The organism is Chryseobacterium sp. GW823-FHT05E08, from assembly GCF_058795655.1.
The window spans coordinates 22,087-44,658 of record NZ_JBXAHY010000007.1 but is presented as its reverse complement, the minus strand read 5'-3'; the positions used below and the strand labels follow the sequence as shown (position 1 = coordinate 44,658).

21 protein-coding genes and 1 pseudogene are annotated in these 22,572 nt (G+C 34.5%); 8 read left to right on the top strand and 14 right to left on the bottom strand.

The annotated features are described in order from the left end of the window. Positions 1 to 89 precede the first annotated feature (89 nt). Both AC1Q7L_RS19610 and gloA2 read left to right on the top strand, forming a co-directional pair. Positions 90 to 461 (top strand): annotated as a pseudogene (locus tag AC1Q7L_RS19610) (nuclear transport factor 2 family protein); the annotation flags it as partial. Positions 462 to 469: 8 nt separating this feature from the next. Continuing rightward, entirely contained in the window at positions 470 to 847 is a 378-nt protein-coding gene (gene gloA2 / locus AC1Q7L_RS19605; protein WP_492307623.1) for an SMU1112c/YaeR family gloxylase I-like metalloprotein, read from the top strand. Positions 848 to 863: 16 nt separating this feature from the next. Here the strand turns inward: gloA2 and AC1Q7L_RS19600 are convergent, their stop codons facing one another. Together AC1Q7L_RS19600 and AC1Q7L_RS19595 are read right to left on the bottom strand one after the other, a co-directional pair. After that, positions 864 to 1,247, bottom strand: coding sequence for a DUF1634 domain-containing protein (locus AC1Q7L_RS19600; protein WP_492307624.1), 384 nt, complete (start codon positions 1,245 to 1,247; stop codon positions 864 to 866). Further along, complete coding sequence (locus tag AC1Q7L_RS19595; protein ID WP_410692532.1) at positions 1,247 to 2,077, bottom strand: sulfite exporter TauE/SafE family protein; 831 nt, start codon at positions 2,075 to 2,077, stop codon at positions 1,247 to 1,249. Before AC1Q7L_RS19595 ends, AC1Q7L_RS19600 begins: the two co-directional genes overlap by 1 nt. An 85-nt stretch (positions 2,078 to 2,162) precedes the next feature. Here AC1Q7L_RS19595 and AC1Q7L_RS19590 point away from each other — a divergent pair, with 85 nt between their 5' ends. Both AC1Q7L_RS19590 and AC1Q7L_RS19585 read left to right on the top strand, forming a co-directional pair. After that, a complete protein-coding gene (locus AC1Q7L_RS19590) occupies positions 2,163 to 2,711 on the top strand; it encodes a DUF1543 domain-containing protein (RefSeq protein WP_492307625.1) in 549 nt (182 codons plus the stop codon). A 51-nt stretch (positions 2,712 to 2,762) separates the two neighbouring features. Further along, positions 2,763 to 3,872, top strand: a complete 1,110-nt coding sequence (locus tag AC1Q7L_RS19585; protein WP_492307626.1) for a 5-(carboxyamino)imidazole ribonucleotide synthase — start codon at positions 2,763 to 2,765, stop codon at positions 3,870 to 3,872. Between the two features lie 46 nt (positions 3,873 to 3,918). Here AC1Q7L_RS19585 and AC1Q7L_RS19580 read toward each other — a convergent pair whose 3' ends face one another. From AC1Q7L_RS19580 to AC1Q7L_RS19555, 6 genes are all read right to left on the bottom strand, one after another. Next, a complete protein-coding gene (locus AC1Q7L_RS19580; protein ID WP_492307627.1) occupies positions 3,919 to 4,278 on the bottom strand; it encodes a hypothetical protein in 360 nt (119 codons plus the stop codon). Continuing rightward, entirely contained in the window at positions 4,275 to 4,847 is a 573-nt protein-coding gene (locus AC1Q7L_RS19575; RefSeq protein ID WP_492307628.1) for a hypothetical protein, read from the bottom strand. The genes AC1Q7L_RS19580 and AC1Q7L_RS19575 overlap by 4 nt, the downstream gene beginning before the upstream one ends. 10 nt (positions 4,848 to 4,857) lie before the next feature. Next, positions 4,858 to 6,981, bottom strand: coding sequence for a cation:proton antiporter (locus AC1Q7L_RS19570; protein ID WP_492307629.1), 2,124 nt, complete (start codon positions 6,979 to 6,981; stop codon positions 4,858 to 4,860). Positions 6,982 to 6,987: 6 nt separating this feature from the next. Beyond that, positions 6,988 to 7,554, bottom strand: a complete 567-nt coding sequence (locus AC1Q7L_RS19565) for a hypothetical protein (RefSeq protein WP_492307630.1) — start codon at positions 7,552 to 7,554, stop codon at positions 6,988 to 6,990. Positions 7,555 to 7,643: 89 nt separating this feature from the next. Further along, the gene (locus AC1Q7L_RS19560; RefSeq protein ID WP_492307631.1) at positions 7,644 to 8,549 is read right to left on the bottom strand and encodes a DMT family transporter; all 906 of its coding nucleotides are present in this window, start codon (positions 8,547 to 8,549) and stop codon (positions 7,644 to 7,646) included. 137 nt (positions 8,550 to 8,686) lie between these two features. Beyond that, entirely contained in the window at positions 8,687 to 9,670 is a 984-nt protein-coding gene (locus tag AC1Q7L_RS19555; protein WP_492307632.1) for a zinc-dependent alcohol dehydrogenase family protein, read from the bottom strand. 50 nt (positions 9,671 to 9,720) lie between these two features. Between AC1Q7L_RS19555 and AC1Q7L_RS19550 the strand changes: the two genes are divergently transcribed. Further along, positions 9,721 to 10,599, top strand: coding sequence for an AraC family transcriptional regulator (locus AC1Q7L_RS19550; protein ID WP_492329397.1), 879 nt, complete (start codon positions 9,721 to 9,723; stop codon positions 10,597 to 10,599). 232 nt (positions 10,600 to 10,831) lie between these two features. Beyond that, positions 10,832 to 11,335, top strand: a complete 504-nt coding sequence (gene purE / locus AC1Q7L_RS19545) for a 5-(carboxyamino)imidazole ribonucleotide mutase (protein WP_492307634.1) — start codon at positions 10,832 to 10,834, stop codon at positions 11,333 to 11,335. 101 nt (positions 11,336 to 11,436) lie between these two features. Here purE and AC1Q7L_RS19540 read toward each other — a convergent pair whose 3' ends face one another. From AC1Q7L_RS19540 to ahcY, 5 genes are all read right to left on the bottom strand, one after another. Beyond that, complete coding sequence (locus AC1Q7L_RS19540; RefSeq protein WP_492307635.1) at positions 11,437 to 13,062, bottom strand: BspA family leucine-rich repeat surface protein; 1,626 nt, start codon at positions 13,060 to 13,062, stop codon at positions 11,437 to 11,439. 33 nt (positions 13,063 to 13,095) lie between these two features. After that, on the bottom strand, positions 13,096 to 14,616 hold the full coding sequence (locus tag AC1Q7L_RS19535; protein WP_492307636.1) for a BspA family leucine-rich repeat surface protein: 1,521 nt from the start codon (positions 14,614 to 14,616) through the stop codon (positions 13,096 to 13,098). An 8-nt stretch (positions 14,617 to 14,624) separates the two neighbouring features. Next, a complete protein-coding gene (locus AC1Q7L_RS19530; protein ID WP_492307637.1) occupies positions 14,625 to 16,010 on the bottom strand; it encodes a BspA family leucine-rich repeat surface protein in 1,386 nt (461 codons plus the stop codon). Positions 16,011 to 16,165: 155 nt separating this feature from the next. Continuing rightward, on the bottom strand, positions 16,166 to 16,558 hold the full coding sequence (gene yiaA, locus AC1Q7L_RS19525) for an inner membrane protein YiaA (RefSeq protein ID WP_492307638.1): 393 nt from the start codon (positions 16,556 to 16,558) through the stop codon (positions 16,166 to 16,168). Positions 16,559 to 16,902: 344 nt separating this feature from the next. Continuing rightward, entirely contained in the window at positions 16,903 to 18,216 is a 1,314-nt protein-coding gene (gene ahcY, locus AC1Q7L_RS19520) for an adenosylhomocysteinase (protein ID WP_123979708.1), read from the bottom strand. Between the two features lie 162 nt (positions 18,217 to 18,378). Between ahcY and AC1Q7L_RS19515 the strand changes: the two genes are divergently transcribed. Both AC1Q7L_RS19515 and AC1Q7L_RS19510 read left to right on the top strand, forming a co-directional pair. Continuing rightward, entirely contained in the window at positions 18,379 to 18,909 is a 531-nt protein-coding gene (locus AC1Q7L_RS19515) for a HugZ family pyridoxamine 5'-phosphate oxidase (protein WP_492307639.1), read from the top strand. Between the two features lie 316 nt (positions 18,910 to 19,225). Next, positions 19,226 to 19,840, top strand: coding sequence for a 4'-phosphopantetheinyl transferase superfamily protein (locus tag AC1Q7L_RS19510; RefSeq protein ID WP_410692546.1), 615 nt, complete (start codon positions 19,226 to 19,228; stop codon positions 19,838 to 19,840). Here the strand turns inward: AC1Q7L_RS19510 and AC1Q7L_RS19505 are convergent. Continuing rightward, the gene (locus tag AC1Q7L_RS19505) at positions 19,821 to 22,103 is read right to left on the bottom strand and encodes an FUSC family protein (protein ID WP_492307640.1); all 2,283 of its coding nucleotides are present in this window, start codon (positions 22,101 to 22,103) and stop codon (positions 19,821 to 19,823) included. The two genes, AC1Q7L_RS19510 and AC1Q7L_RS19505, sit on opposite strands and share 20 nt — an antisense overlap. Positions 22,104 to 22,572: the final 469 nt, after the last annotated feature.

Sequence of the window (22,572 nt, the reverse complement as noted above, 5' to 3'; positions counted from 1 at the left end):
AACCGAAAAATAATATGAATAAAATAGTAGCTCTCACTTTATTATTAAGTACTTTTTGTTTCGCACAGTAGTCTCAAAATCAGGATGTTGAAAAGCCTATCCGAAATTTATTTCTTGCAATGAAAAATGCAGATCCAGAATTGCTAAAAACAGTTTTTTCGGATGCTGCTATTCTTCAAACTATTACAAAAGACGGAACATTGAAAACAGATAATATTCCCGATTTTATTTCTTCAATTTCTAAAACTTCAAAAGATGATCTTGATGAAAGAATAACCATTGAAGCGATTCATGTTGACGGAAATTTAGCGAGTGTTTTTACGCCGTATCAATTCTATTATAAAGGAAAATTCTTACATTGTGGAGCGAACAGTTTTCAATTGGTAAAACAGAATAATGTCTGGAAAATTCAATATTTAATTGATACCAGAAGAAAAGAAAACTGTGAGAATTTAAAATAAATTTAAAAATGAAAATACATCATATCGCCATCATTTGTTCAGATTACGAAGTTTCCAAAAAATTCTACACAGAAGTGATGGGATTAAATATCATTCGAGAAGTATACCGTGAAGAAAGACAATCATATAAACTCGATTTAGCCATCGGAGAACATTACGTAATTGAATTATTTTCATTTCCTAGTCCACCCGAAAGACCGTCCCGACCGGAATCATGTGGTTTAAGACATCTTGCTTTTTCGGTTGAAAATGTAAACGAAAAGCGAGAAGAATTAATTCAAAAAGGATTAAACTGCGAAGAAATAAGAATCGATGAATTCACTGGAAAAGAATTTTTCTTTACCCAAGATCCGGATAAATTGCCCTTAGAGTTTTATGAAATGTAAGTTTAAGATAATTAAATTAATGAGCGTAACCTGTAAAGAAACTGATCGCCATAATGGCTAAAACGATAGAAGAAATGACTACATAAACGTAGTCTTTTTCTTTTAGATAACCTATCAAAGCAAAAACGATTCTCATCAAAGGAGTGATGATCAGGATAAGAATTCCCAATTGAATAATGGCCATTCCTTCTCCTGCACACAGTGAATGCCAGAATTGTCCCCAAACCTTTTCGGAAGAAGAACCTACATCCAGACTTGTGTATTTTTTTGGCATTTCAAAGCCTTCAAGAAAAAGTTTGATAAAACCGATCAGTGAAGTCAATACGGATAAAATAACGCCCAGTCTTAAAAGATTTCCAACGGAACGGTTCAGATCTACATCAGTGAAATTCTTTCTCATTATCTGAAACTTTTATTGATACCGTTATACATCATATAAATCGACAAAATCGTGATCACAATGGCAAAGAATGTTTTCAGTTTTTTTGTCTTAGAAACCATCAATGTTTTTGATCCGATGAAACTTCCGACTACAACACCAACCAATACCGGAGCAGCAATTACAGGAATAATTTCACCTCTCTGGAAATAAATCATCGCACTTGCAACAGCAGTTACACCGATCATAAAGTTACTTGTCGTAGTAGAAACTTTAAAAGGCAGTTTCATCATATTATCCATTGCCAAAACCTTCAATGCCCCAGAGCCGATTCCTAACAATCCGGACATCGCCCCAGCAAACATCATCATCAAAAATCCGGGAACTGTATTTCTTGCAGAATAGCTTTTCAAAACGCCTTTGTCAGGAAATGTTCCGAATAACTTCAGTTTTTCTTCCAAACTTCCTTTTATTACCGGTTCCTGATGATCGGGCTTTCCTTTAAGATTTAAAATAACCGTCAGAATAAGAATACTTGCGAAAATAATTCCCAATGTATTCGGATTTAGCATCCCCGAAACTAAGGCTCCAATGATGGCACCGGCTGTTGTTCCGATCTCCAAAAACATTCCGATCCTCATATTGGTGAAGCCTTCTTTAACGAAAGCAACGGCCGCACCGGAAGAAGTTCCGATCACAGATATTAATGAAGCACCGATTGCGTAATGCATAGGAACGCCGAAACCCAGCGTTAATAAAGGGATGATGATAACTCCTCCTCCTAAACCAGTAAGCGAACCTAAAAGCCCTGCCGAAATGGCTCCAAGAAAGAGAATAATGATTTCTGACATGCTACAAATATAAAACTATTGGCGTTGTCTGACAAACTTTTAAAAAAGATTATTTTAACGTAATTTTGCAGAAACGTACAGAGAAATGAATTTATTTTATGTCATTCTGGGAGCAACTCCTAAAGGTAGAAATATTGAGCAGCATGATGTTTTTTTCGGTATTGCGGAAAGCCTGAAAGATTTAGTTCCTGATATGAAGGATTTTTGGAAGGAAGCAGATGGTAAAATTCACCTTGACTGTCATCAAAAAGTGCAGTTTGCGGACGGATATGAAGTGAAAATTGTTGAAAAAAATGATGCAACTTCAGAAGATCAATTGTATTTCCTGAATTTAGGCGGATATAAAAGAGGTCATTTTGAGGAGTTCCACGAACAGCATTTGATGGTTGGAAAATCAATGGGAGAGATCATTAAAAGAGCGAAAAATACAGAGTTTTATAAAACAATGGGTTTTGAAGGAGCGGTAAGTCATGTTGACGATAAGCATGGAGTAGATATTGATGATATTTTTAATGTAAATGATATTCTTCCTGAAAAAATGAAAGAAAAATATTCGATTATTTTAATTAAATCCAGTGCCGAAAATCAGGAAAATGAAATAGGATTGGGATATCTGAAAATCGATAAAGTTTAAAAATAAAATTAGCTTTAAATTAAATCTAATAGAAAAAAATAAAAAGAAAGAATGAAAATAGGAATTTTAGGAGGAGGACAGCTTGGAAGAATGTTGATTCAGGAAGCATTGAAATATGATGATCAGTTTTACACACTTGATCCGGCTTCTGATGCACCTTGTCACAACATCTCATACTTTACACAAGGAAATTTCAATGATTATGAAACGGTTTTGAATTTCGGTAAAGATAAAGAGGTTGTAACAATTGAAATCGAACATGTAAATGCTGAAGCTTTGGCTGAACTTGAAAAGCAAGGCGTAAAAGTAGTTCCGAATTCTAATATTATTAAAACTATTCAACAAAAAATCCTTCAAAAGGAATTTTATAAAACGCATAACATTCCAAGTCCTGAATTTCAGGTAGTTTGGAACAGGGATGAAGAAATTACAATGCCGTTACCTTTTGTTCAAAAAATGAATACTGGTGGATACGACGGAAAAGGGGTTCAGGTAATTAAAAATGAAATTGATCTTCAAAACCTTTGGCAGGAAGCTTCTGTGATTGAAAGCTTGGTTGATATTGATAAAGAACTTTCCGTAATTGTTGCAAGAAATGAAAACGGAGAAACAAAGACTTTTCCCGTAACGGAAATGGTCGCAGATTCGAAACTGAATTTATTAGATTTCAACATCTGTCCGGTTTTCTTAAGTGAGGATATTCAGAAACAGATTGATTCTATTACAGAGAAATTTTTAGAAGTTGTAAATTCTCCCGGACTTTTTGCGATCGAATTATTCTTAGATCAGAAAGGAAAAATTTGGGTGAATGAAACAGCTCCGAGATTGCATAATTCGGGACATCAAAGTCAGGAGGGAAATGCTAATTCACAGTTCGAACAAATGTATCGCGTGGTGAAAAACTTACCTTTGGCAGATACCGATTCTCTAACTTTCAGTGGAATGTTAAACTTAGTTGGCGCAGAAGGATTCGAAGGAAAAGTAATTTATGAAGGAATGGACGATGTACTGAAAATGCCAAAAACCTACGTTCACCTTTATGGAAAAACTGAAACTAAGCCCGGAAGAAAAATGGGTCACATCAATGTATTGGCAGATTCGAAAGAAGAGCTGATGGAGAAATTGGTGAAAGTGAAAGAAATGGTGAGAGTAATTGCTTAAAAAAGCTTAATTATACATAAAAAGACTGCCGAAAAGCAGTCTTTTTTTATTCATGAATTTTCGGATAATCGATCGTCCATTTTTTTTCCTGAGAATTCCACATCAGATAAGGTCCATCAAATTCATCCATGTAAATCAATTCGTACGTCCCTTGATTATCTGTTGCATAATTGGGTTTTGTACTTTGATTTTCTTTTTTGAAACCTAATTTTTCAAGTGTTTTTAAATCTTGATTTTCAGGGAGTTTTTTATTGATTGTTTTATAAGCTTCAATATTTTCGATTAATTGATTTCCAAATTGTACATCAGATTTTCGTGTAATTTCAATAGGTAAATTCCAATAAACGGTAAATGCAATTACAAATAGAAGAAGTATTGAAGCTATAATTATTATGGTCTTTTTCATTTAATTGAGTTTAAAATAAATTCAAGTTTTTCATAATCGTTATTTGTTCCAAAGTTTTCTTTATTAGCATGAGTTCCAATAATTCTGTATTGATGACAGTTAAAACATATTTTTGCAATTCCAATTACTTTTTCTTGTTTTTTGAATATCAATATATCCCTAAAAACAGGTATACAAGCCGCCGCATAGCCGTCACTTGCTGTTTTTTCAACAAATATTTTGTTGATTTGAGGGAATTTAGATTTGTCTATTTTCTTTTTTACATAACCTATCATTTCCATATAATTTAAAAAATCAAGATCTGTAATAGTTTCAGGAGTTTCATCAATAGTGACTGTATATTTGTATTTATCTACTTTTGATTTATCCTGATTTTCATATAACTCTTTAATTTTCCCTTCTCCTAAATTAATCGAGTAATAATCAATTTGATCGTAATCAAAGAAAGTTTTACCATATTTTACTTCTTTTGGAATGACTTCTTTTGAGTTTGCCCCTGAGATATTTTCTTTTTTACAGCTACAGAATAGGAAAAATAATACAATGAAAATTATAAACTTTAAATTCATAAAATAGTTTTTACTTAAAAATCTTCTGAATAACATTCCCAATCTCCACAAAATCTCCATGATTTCCTACAGACCGTATTTCGGGATTGTTTTTATCAAATTCCGAGAACGGGAAAATAAGAAGATAATTGTTATTATTTAAATATTTATTCAACAATTCCGGGATAATTCTCATTTGTGGAATGTAAGACTGCATTCCTCTTTTCGCCATTAAAACGATTAATGCTTCATCTTCTTTTAATTGGGCAGCGGTCTTTTCACCGTCTCGCCAATTGTTCATGATGATAAATTCAGCTTCGATATTGGCTTTTTTAATGATTTTTTGTAAGATTTCTAAAATATTTTCAGGAGTATAGAAAACTACCGTCGCACCGGAATTTCTCGCAATATTCCAAACTCTAAGAAGCGCATGGAAAAATCCGGCCTCTTTATGAGCATTTTGAGGAATCATCACCGCATATTTTTTGATGGTTGAAAGAGGTTGGGCAGCATGATACACCAAAACATTCACATCATCATTTTGTAGATAACCGTTGTAAAGATTGTAAACAAAAGAAGGGGAGAAGCCTTTTTCATCTTCCAATCCGATGATCAAATCGGTAATATTTTGTTCTTTGATGACATTGTGTACACCGTTGATGACGTCGTTATCATATCGCTTCAATGCCTGCAATTTCACATCTGCGGCGGCAGCTGCATGGGTTGCCTGATGTAATAATTTCTCGGCATTTTTTACAGAAGACTCATTTTTATCTTCATTAATAACATTTAAAGCAAATAAATCTTCGGTATTGGAATGCGCTTTTATTAAAATCCCGAGATTGACCATCCTTTCAACAGTTTTTTCGTGATTAATGGCCAACAGGATGTTTTCTTCTTCATGATTCGTTCCTGAAACGGTGTCTTCATTGTCACTTTCAGCAATTTTTTGGGCACTTGCCATCGATATAAATGATGAAATTGTACACGAAACCAAGATCAATAAAATACTTCCGTTCAATACATGTTCGTTCAATAATCTTATCGGTTCTCCTGTTTCCGTTTCAGAAATAATGATGTTATAACCAACCATTACAGAAGCTAATGTTGCAGCAGCAGAAGCAGAACTCAACCCAAAAATAAGTTTTCCCTCATCTTTTGAAAGACGAAATGTTTTCTGAGTGGCCACAGCCGCAATATATTTCCCTCCGATGGATGCGATAAGCATGATTCCGGCGACTTCAAGGGTTTCTAAACTTTCAAAGAAAACTTTAAAATCGATCAACATTCCTACACTGATCAAAAAGAAAGGGATAAAAATAGCGTTTCCGACAAACTCAACCCTGTTCATCAACGAAGAAGTGTGGGGAATAAGTCTGTTTAAAGCCAAACCTGCAAAAAATGCCCCGATAATGGCTTCAACACCTGCCAATTCTGCCAACATTGCTGCGAGATAAATCATGACTAAAACAAAAATATATTGTGAGATCTTATCATCCACTTTTTTGAAGAACCAGCGCCCAATCATAGGAAATATCAACAAAACAATTAGTGCGAAAACGATAAACGAAACCGATAGTTTTACCCAAAATGCAGTCCCGACATCTCCCTGTGACATTCCGACCACGACAGCAAGAACCAAAAGAGCAAGAACATCTGTAATCATTGTTCCGCCAACGGTAATATTCACGGCCAGATTTTTTGCAATTCCCAACTTGCTAACCAAAGGATAGGCAATCAAAGTATGTGATGAAAATAAACTGGCGAAAAGAACAGACGTCAAAATATTAAAATGTAAAAGATAATATCCACCAAGAAAACCCAACACAAAAGGAACTACAAAGGTGTAAATTCCGAAAGTGAGACTTTTCCATTTGTTTTTCTTAAAATCTCCCATGTCAATTTCAAGTCCGGCAAGGAACATAATGTACAGCAAACCGGTAGTTCCGGTCACGACAATACTGCTGTCTCTTGATAGAACATTAAACCCGTTTGGCCCGATCACAGCACCTGCGATGATTAATCCCAATAAGTGCGGAACTTTAATTTTATTCAACAAAAGCGGAGCTGCGAGAATAATGATAAGAACCAACAGGAATTTTAATACCGGATCTTCTATGGGAAGGCTCAGATTATGTATGCTTAGTAAGATCATAGGTGTTTATTTTGTGGAACGGACTAATTCGACAGAGAATTTGGCCAGACAGCTATTGTCTACCGTTACGGTTCTGGTACCTCTGATTTTGTTGTCAGAAATATCATTCAATAAAATATTCATTTCTACTTTCTTTTTGGCGGTAGAATCTGTTTTGAAATTAAGCTTGATTTCGTTATGATCAAATTTACCAGCGTACAATCTTACAAGATTATTATTGTTGATAATTTTGGTGACCAATTGAGTAGAATCATTATCAAATTCCCAGGTGTCTATGCGTTGATCTCCAACAACATAATCACTGCAGTTGGATTCTGTGCAAATTACTTTTCCTGTCCAGTCTCCGGAAATTTCTGTAGGCCACATCACGATTTTAACAGAATCTTTCTTTGAAAAAATACTGTCTCTCATTTTTAATAATGCCTGATATTCAGATTCTTTTTGGGCAAAGATTTTCTCTTTTTGAAGTAATTGCTGTTCTCTGGAAATGAGACTGCTCTCTTTTTCCTTATCATTACAGCTTACAAAAAAGAATGGAATTGCCAGAAGTATAAATAGTGTGTTTTTTAGCATACTGAGTATATTGGTCTAAACAATATAAGCAAAAAAACGCAAATGATGAAATTGAATTCCCGAAAATAGGAGGTTTTAGTTAATAAAAATTATACAACTTTCTGTTTTCTAAACATCTCAGGTTTATAATTAATAATAAAAACTCCCATGATAATTAAAACAGCAGCCATGATAAATTTAATGGTAATATTTTCATCCATAATGAGCCATCCTAGAAATATAGCAATAATGGTATTGAAATAAGCTAATATTGAAACCTGAACGGGCGAGATCTTGGTTAAAGCATAATGAAAGGCAAAAAATGCAGCTACAGAACCAAAAACCGACAAGTATATCATTGCAGAAATACTTTTGAGAGTCCAGTTTTCGAAATTATAATGATTGGAAAAAATAAAAGCGAAGATAATCTGAACAATTCCTGCAAATAGAAATTGATAGAATAAATTCAATGAAATATTTCCACTTTGAATATTTAATTTTTTGGTGAAAATCGTTCCCGATGCCCATCCTGCAATAGCGCAGAAAAGGAAAATAATTCCCATTCTGTAATCCGGATTGGCGAGGTCTTTTATTCCGTCCCAGAAAATGAATAATATCCCGCTGAAACACATCAAAACACCTAGAAAAGCTCTAAAACTAAATTTCTGCAAACCAATTGCCACACTTCCCAGAAAAACTAGGATAGGAGAGGATGCGCTGATCAGAGAAGCTACACTGCTTGATACGGTTTCTTCCGCAACAGTGGTCATTCCGTTGGCAACAACCAACATTAATGAAGAGAAAATGATCTGATAACCTAAGTTTTTCCAGCCAATCCATTTAAATTCTTTTCTTGAAAGTAGGAAGACCAACATAATTATTGATGCTAAAAACTGACGAATTCCAGCTACAAACCAAGCCGGAATAGTTTCTACCGCGACACGAATCGCCAAAAAGGTTGTACCCCAAACAAGGGCTACAATAATGACGGCAAAAATAAGTTTGTAATCTTTCAAAATAGAATAAAAGTAGTAAGCAAATATATCTTTTTTGAAATGAAACGAATGGGTACAGTTTGATGAATTTGAATGGGAACAGAATGTTCAGAAGTTCGGTTTGAAAATGTAATACAGAACTCCTGAACACTTTGAAATTAAGAAATAGTAATTATTATTTTCCCGGTTGATTTTCCGCTTTCTAATAAGTTATATGCTTCATTTATTTGTTCTAAAGAATAAAAAGTGTCATGAAGTTTTACTTTAATCTTTCCTGATTCGATGAGTTTAGCTGCTTCGTTTAATATTTCGCCATGATGTTTTTTTCCTTCTCCTGACAGCAACGGATATAATGTAAACACTCCTGAATACGTTGCATTACGAAAAGACAGCGGAGCGAGACTGTGAGTTCCCCAACCCAAAATACTTGCCACATGACCTGAATATTGTTTTACAGCTTTAAAAGAATCATCTAAAACACTTCCTCCCACGGTATCAAGTACTGCATCGAAACCAATACCATTTGTATATTTTTGAACGTATTGATCAACCGAAAGAGTAGTATAATCTATAGGTTCGGCTCCGTAGTTTTTCATTTGTTTTGCGTGATCTGGTTTTACGGTTGTGTATACTTTTGATCCTTTTGCGACGGCTATCTGTACAGCGATATGTCCGACACCGCCATTTCCTCCGTGTATTAAAATAGTTTGATTTTGTTGGATATTTATTTTATCAACCAAAGCTTCCCAAGCTGTGATAAATACTAAAGGTAGCGCTGCAGCTTCCTGAAATATAATATTCTTCGGCTTTAAACTCAAATGTTCCGCACCGGCTGTGACATATTCTGCTAAAGTTCCGGGATTATTGCCTATTCCGCCAACCATGCCGAATACTTCATCTCCAACTTTAAAATTTTTGACGTTTTGCCCAATTTCTACCACAATTCCGGACATGTCGATTCCCAATATCATGGGAAGACCGACTTGTGCATGAGCAGCCTGTCCGTTTTTTATTTTTATATCTAAAGGATTGAGTCCGCTTGCTTTTATTTTAATTAAAACTTCATTCTCTTTGGGTTGAGGTTTGTCTATTTCCTTTAATACTAATGGTTTTCCAAATTCTTCTAATACGATTGCTTTCATTTTGATATTGAATTAATTATGATACAAATTTCGAAAGTATTTATTTTTAAATGTTGTATTTTTACATCATAAAAGGGTATAATATTGTAATGAAACAAGATTATTTACAACAGCCATTTGAGTTGGATTTAAAAGAGCCAATGGATATTTGTCCGCGAGGAGAACACAGTGTAAGTTTTTTTGAACTGGTTTATATTGTTTCAGGAATTGGGACACAGGATATCAATGGAAACAATTTTTCTTACAGAGAAAACAATCTTTTTTTACTTAAACCTGAAGATTCTCACCGTTTTACTTTTGAGACGAGAACGCAATTGTTTTTCATACGATTCAACCGTATATTTTTTCAGAATAATACAATCGAGAATAATTTTTTTAAACGGATTGAACAGATCTTTTCGAACATAAATGGTTTCCAAAGCTTTGTTGTGGATAATATGGAAGACGAAAAAGTGCTGGAATTTTTAATGAAAAACCTGTTTCTGGAAATGCAGAATAAAAAACTCTATTCAGATGAGGTTATTCAGTTGTTGGTTCAATCGGTTTTGACTGTCGTTGCGAGAAATTTAATTCAAAAAACGGCGTTGATCATTGATGAAAAAACAGAAAATAAAACGGCGGATATTATTCAATACGTTCATGGAAATATTTACGAGCCCGAAAAACTGACAGGAGAAAATATCAGCAATCTGTTTGGAATTTCAAAAACATACGTTGGCCGTTATTTTAAAAATGAGACAGGAAAAACATTAAACGAATACGTTACCGATTATAAAATGAAATTAATCGAAAACCGATTGAAACACAGTGATATGAGAATCAATGAAATTGCTGATGAATTTGGTTTCACAGATAAAAGTCACTTAAATCGTTTCTTTAAGAAAAGGCAGGGAGTTTCGCCTTCCGCATTTAGAAATGAAAATCTTTAAAAGTGGATTGTAAATTTCAATAATAAACAAATAATAAGAGAGATAATGGGTTTCGGCGGCGGCTTTGCCGCCGCCGAAACTTCAATTATTAGCAAATTAGATTGGGATTTAATATTGTTAAAATTTCACTTGCGAAGCAAAATCACTATTGACTATTCATCATTTCATCATTAACAATTCCCTATCTCATAATTTTAAAATTCTTTATCTTTGAAATCTAATAAAATTGAAGATGGTAGGAATTATTATGGGAAGTCAGAGCGACTTGCCGATCATGGAACAGGCTGCGAATTTTTTAAAATCTTTAGACATTCCATACGAGCTTACAGTGGTTTCGGCTCACAGAACACCGGAAAGAATGTTTGATTACGCAAAAACCGCTCAGGAAAGAGGTTTGAAAGTAATTGTTGCCGGAGCAGGAGGTGCTGCACACCTTCCGGGAATGGTAGCAAGCTGTACAACTTTACCTGTAATTGGAGTTCCTATTTTGTCGAGTAATTCTATTGACGGTTGGGATTCTGTATTGTCTATCCTTCAAATGCCGGGTGGAATTCCTGTAGCAACAGTAGCATTGAACGGGGCTTTAAATGCCGGAATTTTAGCTGCAAAAATTATTGGAACGGGTAATGCTGAGGTTGCTGAAAAACTTCAAAAATATCAGGAAGCTTTAAAAGATAAAGTATTGGGAACTGTTGACGATATCAAAGCTCAACATCCGAATCAATATGATAAATAAAATGAATGGTGAATGGTCAATTTGCTTCGCTTGTCAATTTTAAAGTTGGTAGTTGACTATTTACAATTCACTAAAAAGCCTCACGTTTTGTGAGGCTTTTTTTATTTTTTAATAAATTTTAGAGAGTGAATTTTATCTTTAGTAATGATCTGTAGAATATAATTTCCAGTTGTTAAAGCTTGTACGTTGATTTCATCCTTAGTTAAAGAATCTTTCATAATAATTCTTCCACTTAGATCTAAAATAATGTAACTTTTTACTCCCTGAATATTTTTTAAATAAATAAAATCCGTTGCAGGATTAGGATAAATAACCGGAGCATTAGAAGATGAAATATCAGAAACTCCCAATATCCTGCATTCTCCAATATTGTCACCTATAAAAACCCATCCTTTACTAACAAGGGTATTTCTCCAGGCAGAAACGTCGGTAGAATAAAGAAAGGGAGAAAGCGGTCCTAATCCTATGTTATTTGGTGTGTCCGGATTTTCAGCCCAGCCTTTCAGTGTTTTGCTGTAGTTTGTACAGTCCAGTCCGCTTTGAGAGATCATCCATAAAGGTGATGTTAGGGATTTAAGATTCCATGTTTCGAGAGATTGGTTGAAGCTTGATGCATCTGAAAACAAAGATGACATCTTGGTTACTTTGCTGGTATCCCAAGAAGCCAAAGGTTGGTTGAAATTTGTGGCATTAGAAAAAGAAGTGTCCATATTGGTAACACTGCTTACGTTCCAAGTATCAAGAGGTTGGTTGAAAACTGAATCTGCATGAAAGATGTGCTCCATATTGACAACTTTTGAAGTATTCCAAGTAGCCAGAGACTGATTAAAAACAGGAATAAAATGAAACATATACGATATATCTGTCGCATTAGAGACATCCCATTGGTCTAAAGGCTGATTAAAAGACTCACAAGACGCGAACATGAACGAGAAATTTGATACATTTGATACATTCCAGCTATTGAGGTTTTGGTTGAATGCTTTTCTGATATTAAACATAAAACTCATATTTTCTGCTGATGAAGTATCCCACGAGCCGATAGGAGGATTGAAGAAATCCGGAGGTGTAGTTGTACTACTGCTAATCGCATATCCAAACATGGATCTGAAGTTTTTAATAGTGGAAGTATTCCAACCTGCCATTGAAGCATTTCCATAGAATTTTTCTGCATTGTGAAACATATAGGAAGCATCCTGAACACCGGAGAGATCAGGAATATCTGTTGCGGTCATCTGCATATTTTTACATTCAACAAATGCTGCATTCATGGAATCCCAATGAATATTTCCCCATTGTTCAATGTCAACCAGCTTTTCTGAGGTACCGAATAAAGTCCATGACAATACAATTCCGGAAGGAATAGTCATATTAGGAATTCCAAATTTCATACGTTTGAAAGTTCCGCTTCCATTGCTTACTTTCACTCTGTAAGTTGCTGAGGTTTGGTTAGGATTTATAGGTGTTCCAAAATCAATCAAAACCTGTTGGGTAGAAGTGATATTAAGCATAGTTCCGGAATGTTGCGGATAGCCCACTTCTTCCCAAGTGATATTGTAATTTTCTCCTATTCCCGGAAACCAAATTTGATTATTCCCTGCCTGAAATGGAACACTGACCGTAGGAGAATTCGTACTTGGTTTCCATATGGTGATAAACTCATTCTGTGCCTTTATGGTTTGAAATAAAAAGCTCAAAATAATGAGTAAGGATAGTTTTTTTAGCATATTAGTTTTTAAGTTTGGTTATCGTTTTTTAGTTTATTTTTTAATGAATTTTAAAGAATGGATTTTGTCTTTAGTAATGATCTGTAGAACATAATTTCCAGTTGTTAAAGCTTGTACGTTAATTTCATCCTTAGTTAAAGAATCTTTCATGATAATTCTTCCGCTTAGATCTAAAATAATATAACTTTTTACTCCCTGAATATTTTTTAAATAAATAAAATCCGTTGCAGGATTTGGGTAGATAGAAGGTTGATCTTTCAGCTTTGTTTCTAGTGAGCCCAAAATCCTACATTCTCCCATCAAATCACCACCGATGATCCAGCCTTTTGAGAGAAGAGTATTCCTTTCATTAGCAACGTCGCTTGAATAGGTAAAAGGAGCAAGAGGTCCTAGATTAATATTGTCTGCAGTGTTGGTGTTATTTGCCCAGCCTTTTAGAGTTCTGCTGTAATTTGTGCAGTCTATTCCTGATTCTGTTAACATTAACATTGCAGCAGTCAGAGAAGGAAGATTCCATGTTTCTAATGATTGGTTAAAGCTTGTTGCAAGGTTGAGCATGGTATTTGCATCTGTAAGGTCGCTTGTGTCCCAATTATCAAGAGGTTGATTAAACGCTGTACATCCATGTAACATATGAGCCATAGAAGTTACTTTGGAAGTATCCCAATTGTTAATCGGCTGATTAAAATTTGTAATAAAATGAAACATAGCTGTCATATCGGTCACTTTTGAGGTGTTCCAATTATTTAAAGGTTGGTTGAATGCAAATGCAAAGGCAAACATCTCAGACATATTGGTTACATTTGAAGTATTCCAGCTATTGATAGATTGATTAAAAACCGAAGCTTGGGAAAACATGGCAGACATATCTGTAACATTACGTGTATCCCATTTATCAAGAGGTTGATTAAAAGTTTGTGCTCCTGAAAAAAGTCCCTTCATATTATTTACTCCTGAAGTGTTCCAGTCTTCTATTGATGCGTTTCCTGTAAAATTTCTGGCAAGGCGGAACATATATGACATATCTTGAACATTAGAAAGGTCTGGTAAATCTGTGGCTGTAAGCTGTAGTTTAGAACAACTTGAAAATGCACTGTACATAGAGGTCCATTGTATATTACCCCATTGTTCAATGGTTGTTAATTTATCAACACTTCCATGGGTAAACCATGTTGCAATAATATTTCCAACCATTTGATTGGGTGAGTTAAACTGCATGTGTTGGAATTGCCCATTTCCATTGCTTACTTTTACTCGATAAGTGGCTTCAACCGGATTTGGATTTAAAGGTGTTCCAAAATCAATCAAAACCTGATTTACAGCAGTCACATTATTCATCGTTCCTGTATGTTGCGGAAAGCCTACTTCTTCCCAAACAATCTTGTAATTGGTACCAATTCCTGGAAACCATATTTGGTTATTATTTGTTTGGTATGGTGCGTTTACAGTTATCGGAATAATTGTTATTGTTGGTTTCCAAATGGTGATGAACTCATTTTGCGCCTTAATTTGGCATAATAATATGATTAAAAATAAGGTTAAAAGTTTTTTCATGGTATAGTTTATTTTTTAATGAACTTAAGAGTCTGTGTTTTATCTTTTAAAATAATCTGTAGAATATAATTTCCTTTTGAAAGGGCAGTAATATCAATACTTTCTGTATTTAAAATATTCTGCTGAACGATTCTTCCGCTTGTATCGAAGATCTTATAGGTATTGATTCCTTTTAAATTTTTAATAAAAATAAAATCCGTTGCAGGGTTGGGGTAAATACTGATGTCATTTTTAAGTAACGTTTCAGAAGTTGAAAGTTCTGATCTGCATTCAGGATTGTAAGAATCACCTGTAAGTATCCAATTTTTATTATTTACCAATTGATTTCTAGCATTTGCTCCATCCTGTGAAGAGTAATTCATTGGAGAAACATTTCCTATAGTAAGATTGGAAGGATTAAGAGAATTATTTGCCCAGCCTATTAATGTATTATCATAGTTTTCACAGTTTAACCCTGAACCTGTAATCATGCCTCCCGCTAACGATACAGATTGAAGGTTCCAGCTGCCTAAACTATAGTTGAAGCTATGTGTATCACCAAGTATTGATCTCATATCCGTTACATTAGAGGTATCCCAGCCGGATAAATCCTGGTTAAAAGCATAACATTCGTGAAGCATATGAATCATGGTTGTAACATTCGAAGTATCCCAATTTCCGATGGGCTGGTTAAAGTAATCAAGATAGTGAAGCATCCAGTTCATATTGGTAACATGGGAAGTATCCCAATTTCCGATGGGTTGATTAAACTGGGTTGCGCTGGCAAACATATGGCTCATATTTGTTATTGAAGAAGTATTCCATGTATTAAATGACGAATTACCATATAAAGCTGTACAGCCATAAAACATACCAAATGTACTTGTAACCTGTGAAAGTTTAGGAGCATCGGAAGCTTTAATATCTAAATTAGTACATTCACTAAATGCCCAATCCATGGTATTCCAAACAATATTTCCCCACTGTGAAACTTCTATTATTTTCTGCTTGTCTCCATTGTATCCCAAAAATAGAGGCCATAGCGTATTGGAAACATAGACATCATCGGGAAATTTAATAGCCTGGAAATTTCCGTTGCCATTCATTATTTTTACACGATAGGTTGCATCATTTGGGTTTGGATTATGAGAAACTCCAAAATCAATCAGGAAGTTTTTTGTTGAGGTAATATTATTGATATTTCCTGTATGGGCAGGATATCCTATTTCTTCCCAACTTGCCTGGAAATTAGTTCCTTTTCCCGGAAACCAAATCTGATTAGGTGTTGAAGGAGCAGAATTAACAATAGCGTTACTTGTATTACTGGGTTTCCAGATGGTGATAAACTCGTCCTGAGCTTTTGTTAAATTAAAAATAAATAGAAATAAGATGAATGGTAAAAGTTTTTTAAACATATCAATATTTTGTGAAATAAAGATAATAAAAATAAAAAACTTAGCAAATTTTTAACTTATCTGTTGTGATAATGTAAATATTATACGTTTTGAGAGAAAAGAGACTGAGAATTTTATTAAATAAAAAACTCCCCAAATATTGGAGAGTTTTTGTATTATTCCTGAAGCATATTGTCTCGAGTATTTTTCTGAACCGCAATGGCTCCGAAAAGCGCCAGTAAAAATGCAAATCCATAAAAACCTTTTTCACTAGGAAGGATGGTGGCATTCCATAATCCGATGGCTAATAAAATGATGGAAGATAAGGTTGCAAACCAACAGATACCGTAATAAATATCCGTCACTTTGATATTCTCTAATCTGTCACGAACTGCTTTCTGTAAAGAAACAACCGCAAATAAACCGTAGAGTAGGACGGTGAAATAATATCCTTTTTCATTTAGTAGCATTTCTGCTCTTACAAGACCTACGATAAATCCTATCATTCCTGCTCCCAATGCAATCCAAGATGCTGCTATAAATGCATTTGATACATTTTGTTTTTTCATACTTACTGTTTTTGTTAAACGCCAAATATATCGATTTTTTATATAACCTGACATCGGAAAAATACGGTAATATTTAGCCCGGATAGCAGCGGTTACCCCACAGCAAGAGTGGGAGGGTTTGAGGGTTTAGGTGTTGGGGAGGGTGGGCGCGAGGAGTATGAGCGGATAGCCGGATTAAGCTTCTAAAAAGTGAATTGTGAATGGTTAATTTGCTTTGCTTGTGAATTTTTGAGTTAAAATGATATGGTGTTAAAACAAAAAACTCCCCAAAAATTGGAGAGTTTCTATTATTTTGAGATCCTTCGATAGTTCGAAAAGCTCACTATAAACAAGGATGACATTTTTTAGTATCTGTAGTACTCAGGTTTGAATGGCCCTTTTACGTCAACACCGATGTATTCAGCTTGTTCAGTAGAAAGAACTTCTAATTCAACGCTTAATTTCTTAAGGTGAAGAGCAGCTACTTTTTCATCTAAGTGCTTAGGAAGCATGTAAACTTCATTTCCGTAAGCAGCAGAGTTTGTCCATAATTCGATCTGAGCCAAAGTTTGGTTAGAGAAAGAGTTAGACATTACAAAACTTGGGTGACCAGTTGCACAACCTAAGTTTACTAATCTTCCTTCTGCAAGGATGATAACTTCTTTACCTTCAATTGTATAGATGTCTACTTGTGGCTTAACTTCAGATTTTGTAGAACCGTAGTTTTCGTTCAACCAAGCCATATCGATTTCGTTATCGAAGTGACCGATGTTACAAACAACAGCTTTATCTTTCATTTTAAGGAAGTGTTCTCCTCTTACGATGTTGAAGTTACCAGTAGTTGTGATGATGATATCTGCGTTATCAACAACAGTATCTAATCTTTTAACTTCGAAACCATCCATTGCAGCTTGAAGCGCACAAATTGGATCAATTTCAGTTACAGTAACGATAGAACCAGCTCCTCTGAAAGATGCAGCAGTACCTTTACCTACGTCTCCGTATCCGCAAACTACCACTCTTTTTCCAGCCAACATAAGGTCTGTAGCTCTTCTTACAGCATCTACTGCAGATTCTTTACATCCGTATTTGTTGTCGAATTTAGATTTAGTAACTGAATCGTTTACGTTGATTGCAGGCATTACCAAAGTTCCGTTCTTCATTCTTTCGTACAATCTGTGAACTCCGGTTGTAGTTTCTTCAGAAAGTCCTTTAATATCTTTAGTAAATTCAGGGTATTTATCAAAAACCATGTTTGTTAAATCTCCACCATCATCCAAGATCATGTTCAATGGTTTTCTGTCTTCACCGAAGAATAAAGTTTGCTCGATACACCAGTCAAATTCTTCCTCGTTTAGACCTTTCCAAGCGTAAACAGGGATTCCTGCAGCAGCAATAGCAGCAGCAGCGTGATCTTGAGTAGAGAAAATATTACAAGAAGACCAAGTAACTTCAGCACCTAAAGCAACCAAAGTCTCGATAAGAACAGCAGTTTGGATTGTCATGTGAAGACATCCAGCGATTCTTGCTCCTTTAAGGGGTTGAGAGGGACCGTATTCTTCACGGATAGACATCAAACCTGGCATTTCTGCTTCTGCAAGGGTAATTTCTTTTCTTCCCCATTCTGCTAGGGAAATGTCCTTAACTTTGTAAGGAACGTATTGTGTTGTTGTACTCATATGTTATGAATAAGTTTTAATTCGAATTATAATAAGATGCAAAATTACAATTAATAATTTAGATACAAAAACAGCAGAATCGGTTTAATGATATGAAATTTTATTTAAATTAAGTTTATTTAGTCTAAATAACCTATTTTTGCAGGGATAAATTTTTATACTATGAATCATACAAATACACAGGACGAAGCTCAGAGACAAGCAAAACCTCTTACTCCAAAAGTAAAAGAACTGATTGCTAATACGAAAAGTATAATTTTAGCTACTGTAGATGCTGAAGGAACGCCTAATTCTAGCTATGCACCTTTTGTGCAGGAAGACAATACGTTCTATATCTTGGTTTCTTTCATGGCAAAACATACAAAAAATCTTGCAGACGGAAGAAAAACTTCAGTAATGTTCATCGAAGACGAATCTGCTACAAAACAGATCTATGCTCGTGAGCGTTTAACAATCGAAGCTACAACTTCTCAAATTGAAAGAGATTCTGATATCTGGAATTCTGTTGTAGGTAAATTAAAAGAAACTCACGGAAAAGTAGTTGATGTTATCGCTGAAATGAAGGATTTTATTCTTATCGGTTTACATCCGGTTAAAGGTTCTTATGTAAACGGATTCGGAAGTGCTTATTTTGTAGATGAAAATTTAGAAATTATGGAGCATAGAAATGAAGTGAATCATCAGTCTAAATAAGTTTAAGGGAAGCTGGAGGATGGAAGTGGGAAGTTTTACTACTAGCTGCTTTATTTTTTAGCTTTAAAATAATATTGAAATCACTTACGTCTTAGGATTTAAGTGATTTTTTTTTGTTTTAATTTTTAATTTCAATCTAAATTTTCACGATCAGTTTGTCATGCTGGAAGCATCTCAACGTTGTACATTTAAGTATTCCTTAAATGTTTTCACATAACAAACCGCACGTTTAACGGTTAGTAGTAAAAACTTCCATCTTCAAACTCCTAGCTTCCAGCCCAATTTTTTTCACTAATTTTACTCAATAAATTTATCAATGCCTCTGTATCGCGATTTTTCTGATGACAATGCCACGATTCTCGTATGGAAATACGATGAAACCGAAGATTTGGACATTCATAAACTTCTGGAGCCCGAAAATGCCGAAAAAGTAAAAGATTATCATCCGAAAAAATTGTTGGAAGTATTGATGGTTCGTAAACTTTTGAAAGGTTTAAAACCAAAGTCCAAGATATTATATAAGGAAAGAGAACCTTTTCTTTCGCCTAAAGATGCAGAAATTTCCATCACGCATTCTTTTCCTTTTGCTGCGATTGCAATTTCTAAAAATAAAATTGGAATTGATATTGAAAAATTCAATCCTAAAATTTTAAGGGTAATCGACAAATTTACCTACGAAAATGAGAGAGGTTTTATTCCTTTTGATAATGAAACTACTTTTTATACCATTATTTGGAGCGTGAAAGAAAGTATGTATAAAATCCATCATTCAAAATATTGGTCTTTGAAGAAGAACTATGAAGTAAAAGATTTTGAATTAAAACATCTTCACGACATAAGCTGCAGAGTTTATGATGATCAGTTTTCAGATGAATTTAAGGCGCGCGTAAAATTCTTTGACGATTACTGTTTTACGATTGTTGAGGAATAGCCTTAACAGTTTCTGTAGTCTCAGATTCACTTTTGTATTTTTCGATCACTTTTCTTTGTTCTTTGGCAACATCAAAGATCAATTCTAGAACATCATGAATGTTTTTCAACTCTGTTAAATGAGAAATTTTATCGGGATCTCTTCTGTCTACGATGTCGTTTTCTTCAATTTCGGTTCTTCTTTTCAGCATCAGATCATCAATGGAAGAATCTTCGGGTTCGATGCGACTTTCCATTTTCAGGGTTTCGTTGATCTCATCGCCATTCAATAAAGCGGAAACTTTCTGCATTTCGGCTTCTATTTTTCTGCTCCAGCTTTCAGCATCAATTTCAGGATATTCTTCATTGTTTTTTGAATATTGAGAAAGGGAAGCAGTGTAGGCAGTAATAAGATGCGAAGTCGCCACAAATTGATGAACAACCTCCAATTTTTTCTGCTGATTTTTTGGTTCAGAAATCATCCTTTGAAAGTTGTCGGAAAGGTTCGCTAATGAAATAATGGCATTTTTACGCTTTACTTTATAATCTTCAATATCAAAATCTCCTTTCAAAAATTTAGAAATAACGCTTTGAAAATAGATAAGATTGCTTTCTGCAGATTTTTTCATTAAATCTAAATTCTGTGTATGTTCCCAAACCGGCAAAACGATGTAGGAAACAACAAAAGCAATAATTCCTGCTACAATTGTATCTACAATTCTGTCTTTAAAAATAACGTCAACTTTCCCCGGACTTAAAAAATTAAAACTCAGGAAGACATAGATTGTCATAAATGAAACTGCCCAAAAATATCGTCCTTTCAGAAAACTGAAACACATGATCATACTTAAAAGCAGGATGCTAAATAAAACTGCATTAATGTGTACGAAATGTAAAATACCATACGCAACGGAAGCTCCTGCAATGGTTCCGTACAGACGAAGTAAATTTCGCTGTTTTGTAATGGAGTAGGCCGGCTTTAAAATCGCAACTATTGTAATCAAGATCCAATATGCATGGCCAATTGCAAAGAATTGGAACATTGAAAATAGATAACCTAATAATAAGGCGATTGTAATTCTTAACGCATGTCGGAAATGTGAGGAAGAAAGAGAAATATTATTTCTTAAAACTTTAAAATTAAGTTTCTCTTCATTAGGCATGAATTTTTTTAAGTCCAATCCGGTGGAAAGACTTTTTGCCAGCTTTACATCTTGTGAAAATACTTTATAAATCTCATTAATTTCTTTTGTAATCTCATTGATACGCATTAATATTTGGCGTAAAATCATGAAGTTTTCCAGCGTATCGGGAGACAGCTGTTTATTTCTAAGCTCGAAATAATGAGCATTTAGATTTTTATGTGCTAAATCCAGATTGGTCATCGGTTTTGCACGGGTTCCGATTTGAAGGGAAATTCCGATATTGGTAATTTCATCTGCCAATAAATTGAGATAATCGTGGATATGAACTAAAATAGTGCTGTCTTCAAAACTTTGTTGAAGTTTTTGATAGTCACTTTCGGAAGTCATTAGTTTTTCATGCAAGTCCATTGAATTAAGGAACATCAACATCAGCAATCGGCTTGTTGTTGTAGATTCATTAACGATGGTTCTGGTCTTGAAAACTGTTTCTCGGGTTTCTTCCTGCAAGTTTTTAATTCCAATCTGTTTGGCGATAACCTGAGTTGTCAGTTTATCAAAATCCGGATTTTTTTGATAATAATTGGCTTTAATTTTTAAAAATTCAGCTAACTGAAGATAGTTTTCCCCAATCATTTGACTGGCTAGTTTATAAGGCTGAATTGTTGTAACAATAAGGAAGATCAATAAAAACCATGCACAACCAGAAGCAAAAATCAATAAGCTTTTAAAAATATTGGCTCCGGTAAGATGACCGTCAATAAAGATCGCCATGACAACTAATGATAATGATCCAACTGCGGCTAATCTTTGTCCGTACACTCCGATCAATGAGAAAAACATCCCAAAAACAATAAGTTCGAGAAAGACCAGAATTTTAACATGCATCACCAAACTTGCAATAAGTGCAACAAGAACAAAGCAGAAAATGGCGAATGTTAACGCATTTCTTCTTCTAATAAATGGTCCGGGCTGATCACAAAGTGCTACAAAGCTGGTTCCAAGAGGGAAGAGGAAGTATTCTTTAAGAATTCCGAAGTGAGCGAGAACCAAACATGGCAGAACAGTAGCCAGTGTAATCCTGATAGCAGAATATACATATTGGCTGGTAACGAATTTTTTGAGTTCCGCGGAATAGTTCATTGTGCAAAAATAGGGGTTAAATATGAATTGCCAATTTTACTTCGTAAGTGAATTGTGAATTTTTTTTAATATCATATTTAAATTTAGCAGGAAAAAATGAATTGACAATTGAAAAACTCCTTTTTTCATTGATAAAAAGACTTGATTTGTTTTAAATGTTTTTCTATGATATAACATTCCATTCAGTTTGTCATCCTGAAAGGATCTAAATATAGTATTAAAAATGAGTTTAGTTCATTGCGAAGAGCGAAGTGACGAAACAATCTCTTTCTTTAAACACAAATGGCACTAATTTCACACAAATAACAAAAAATAATTGGATCTCTAGTACTATATTTAGATCCTTTCAGGATGACAAACTTTGTTGATATTTCCAAATATTTGAATCAACGACTGTAACCCTAGCCCCGATCGCAGCATTTGTTTGAGCTCATTTCTATGGTTTCGGCACGGCGGCTTTGCCGCCGCG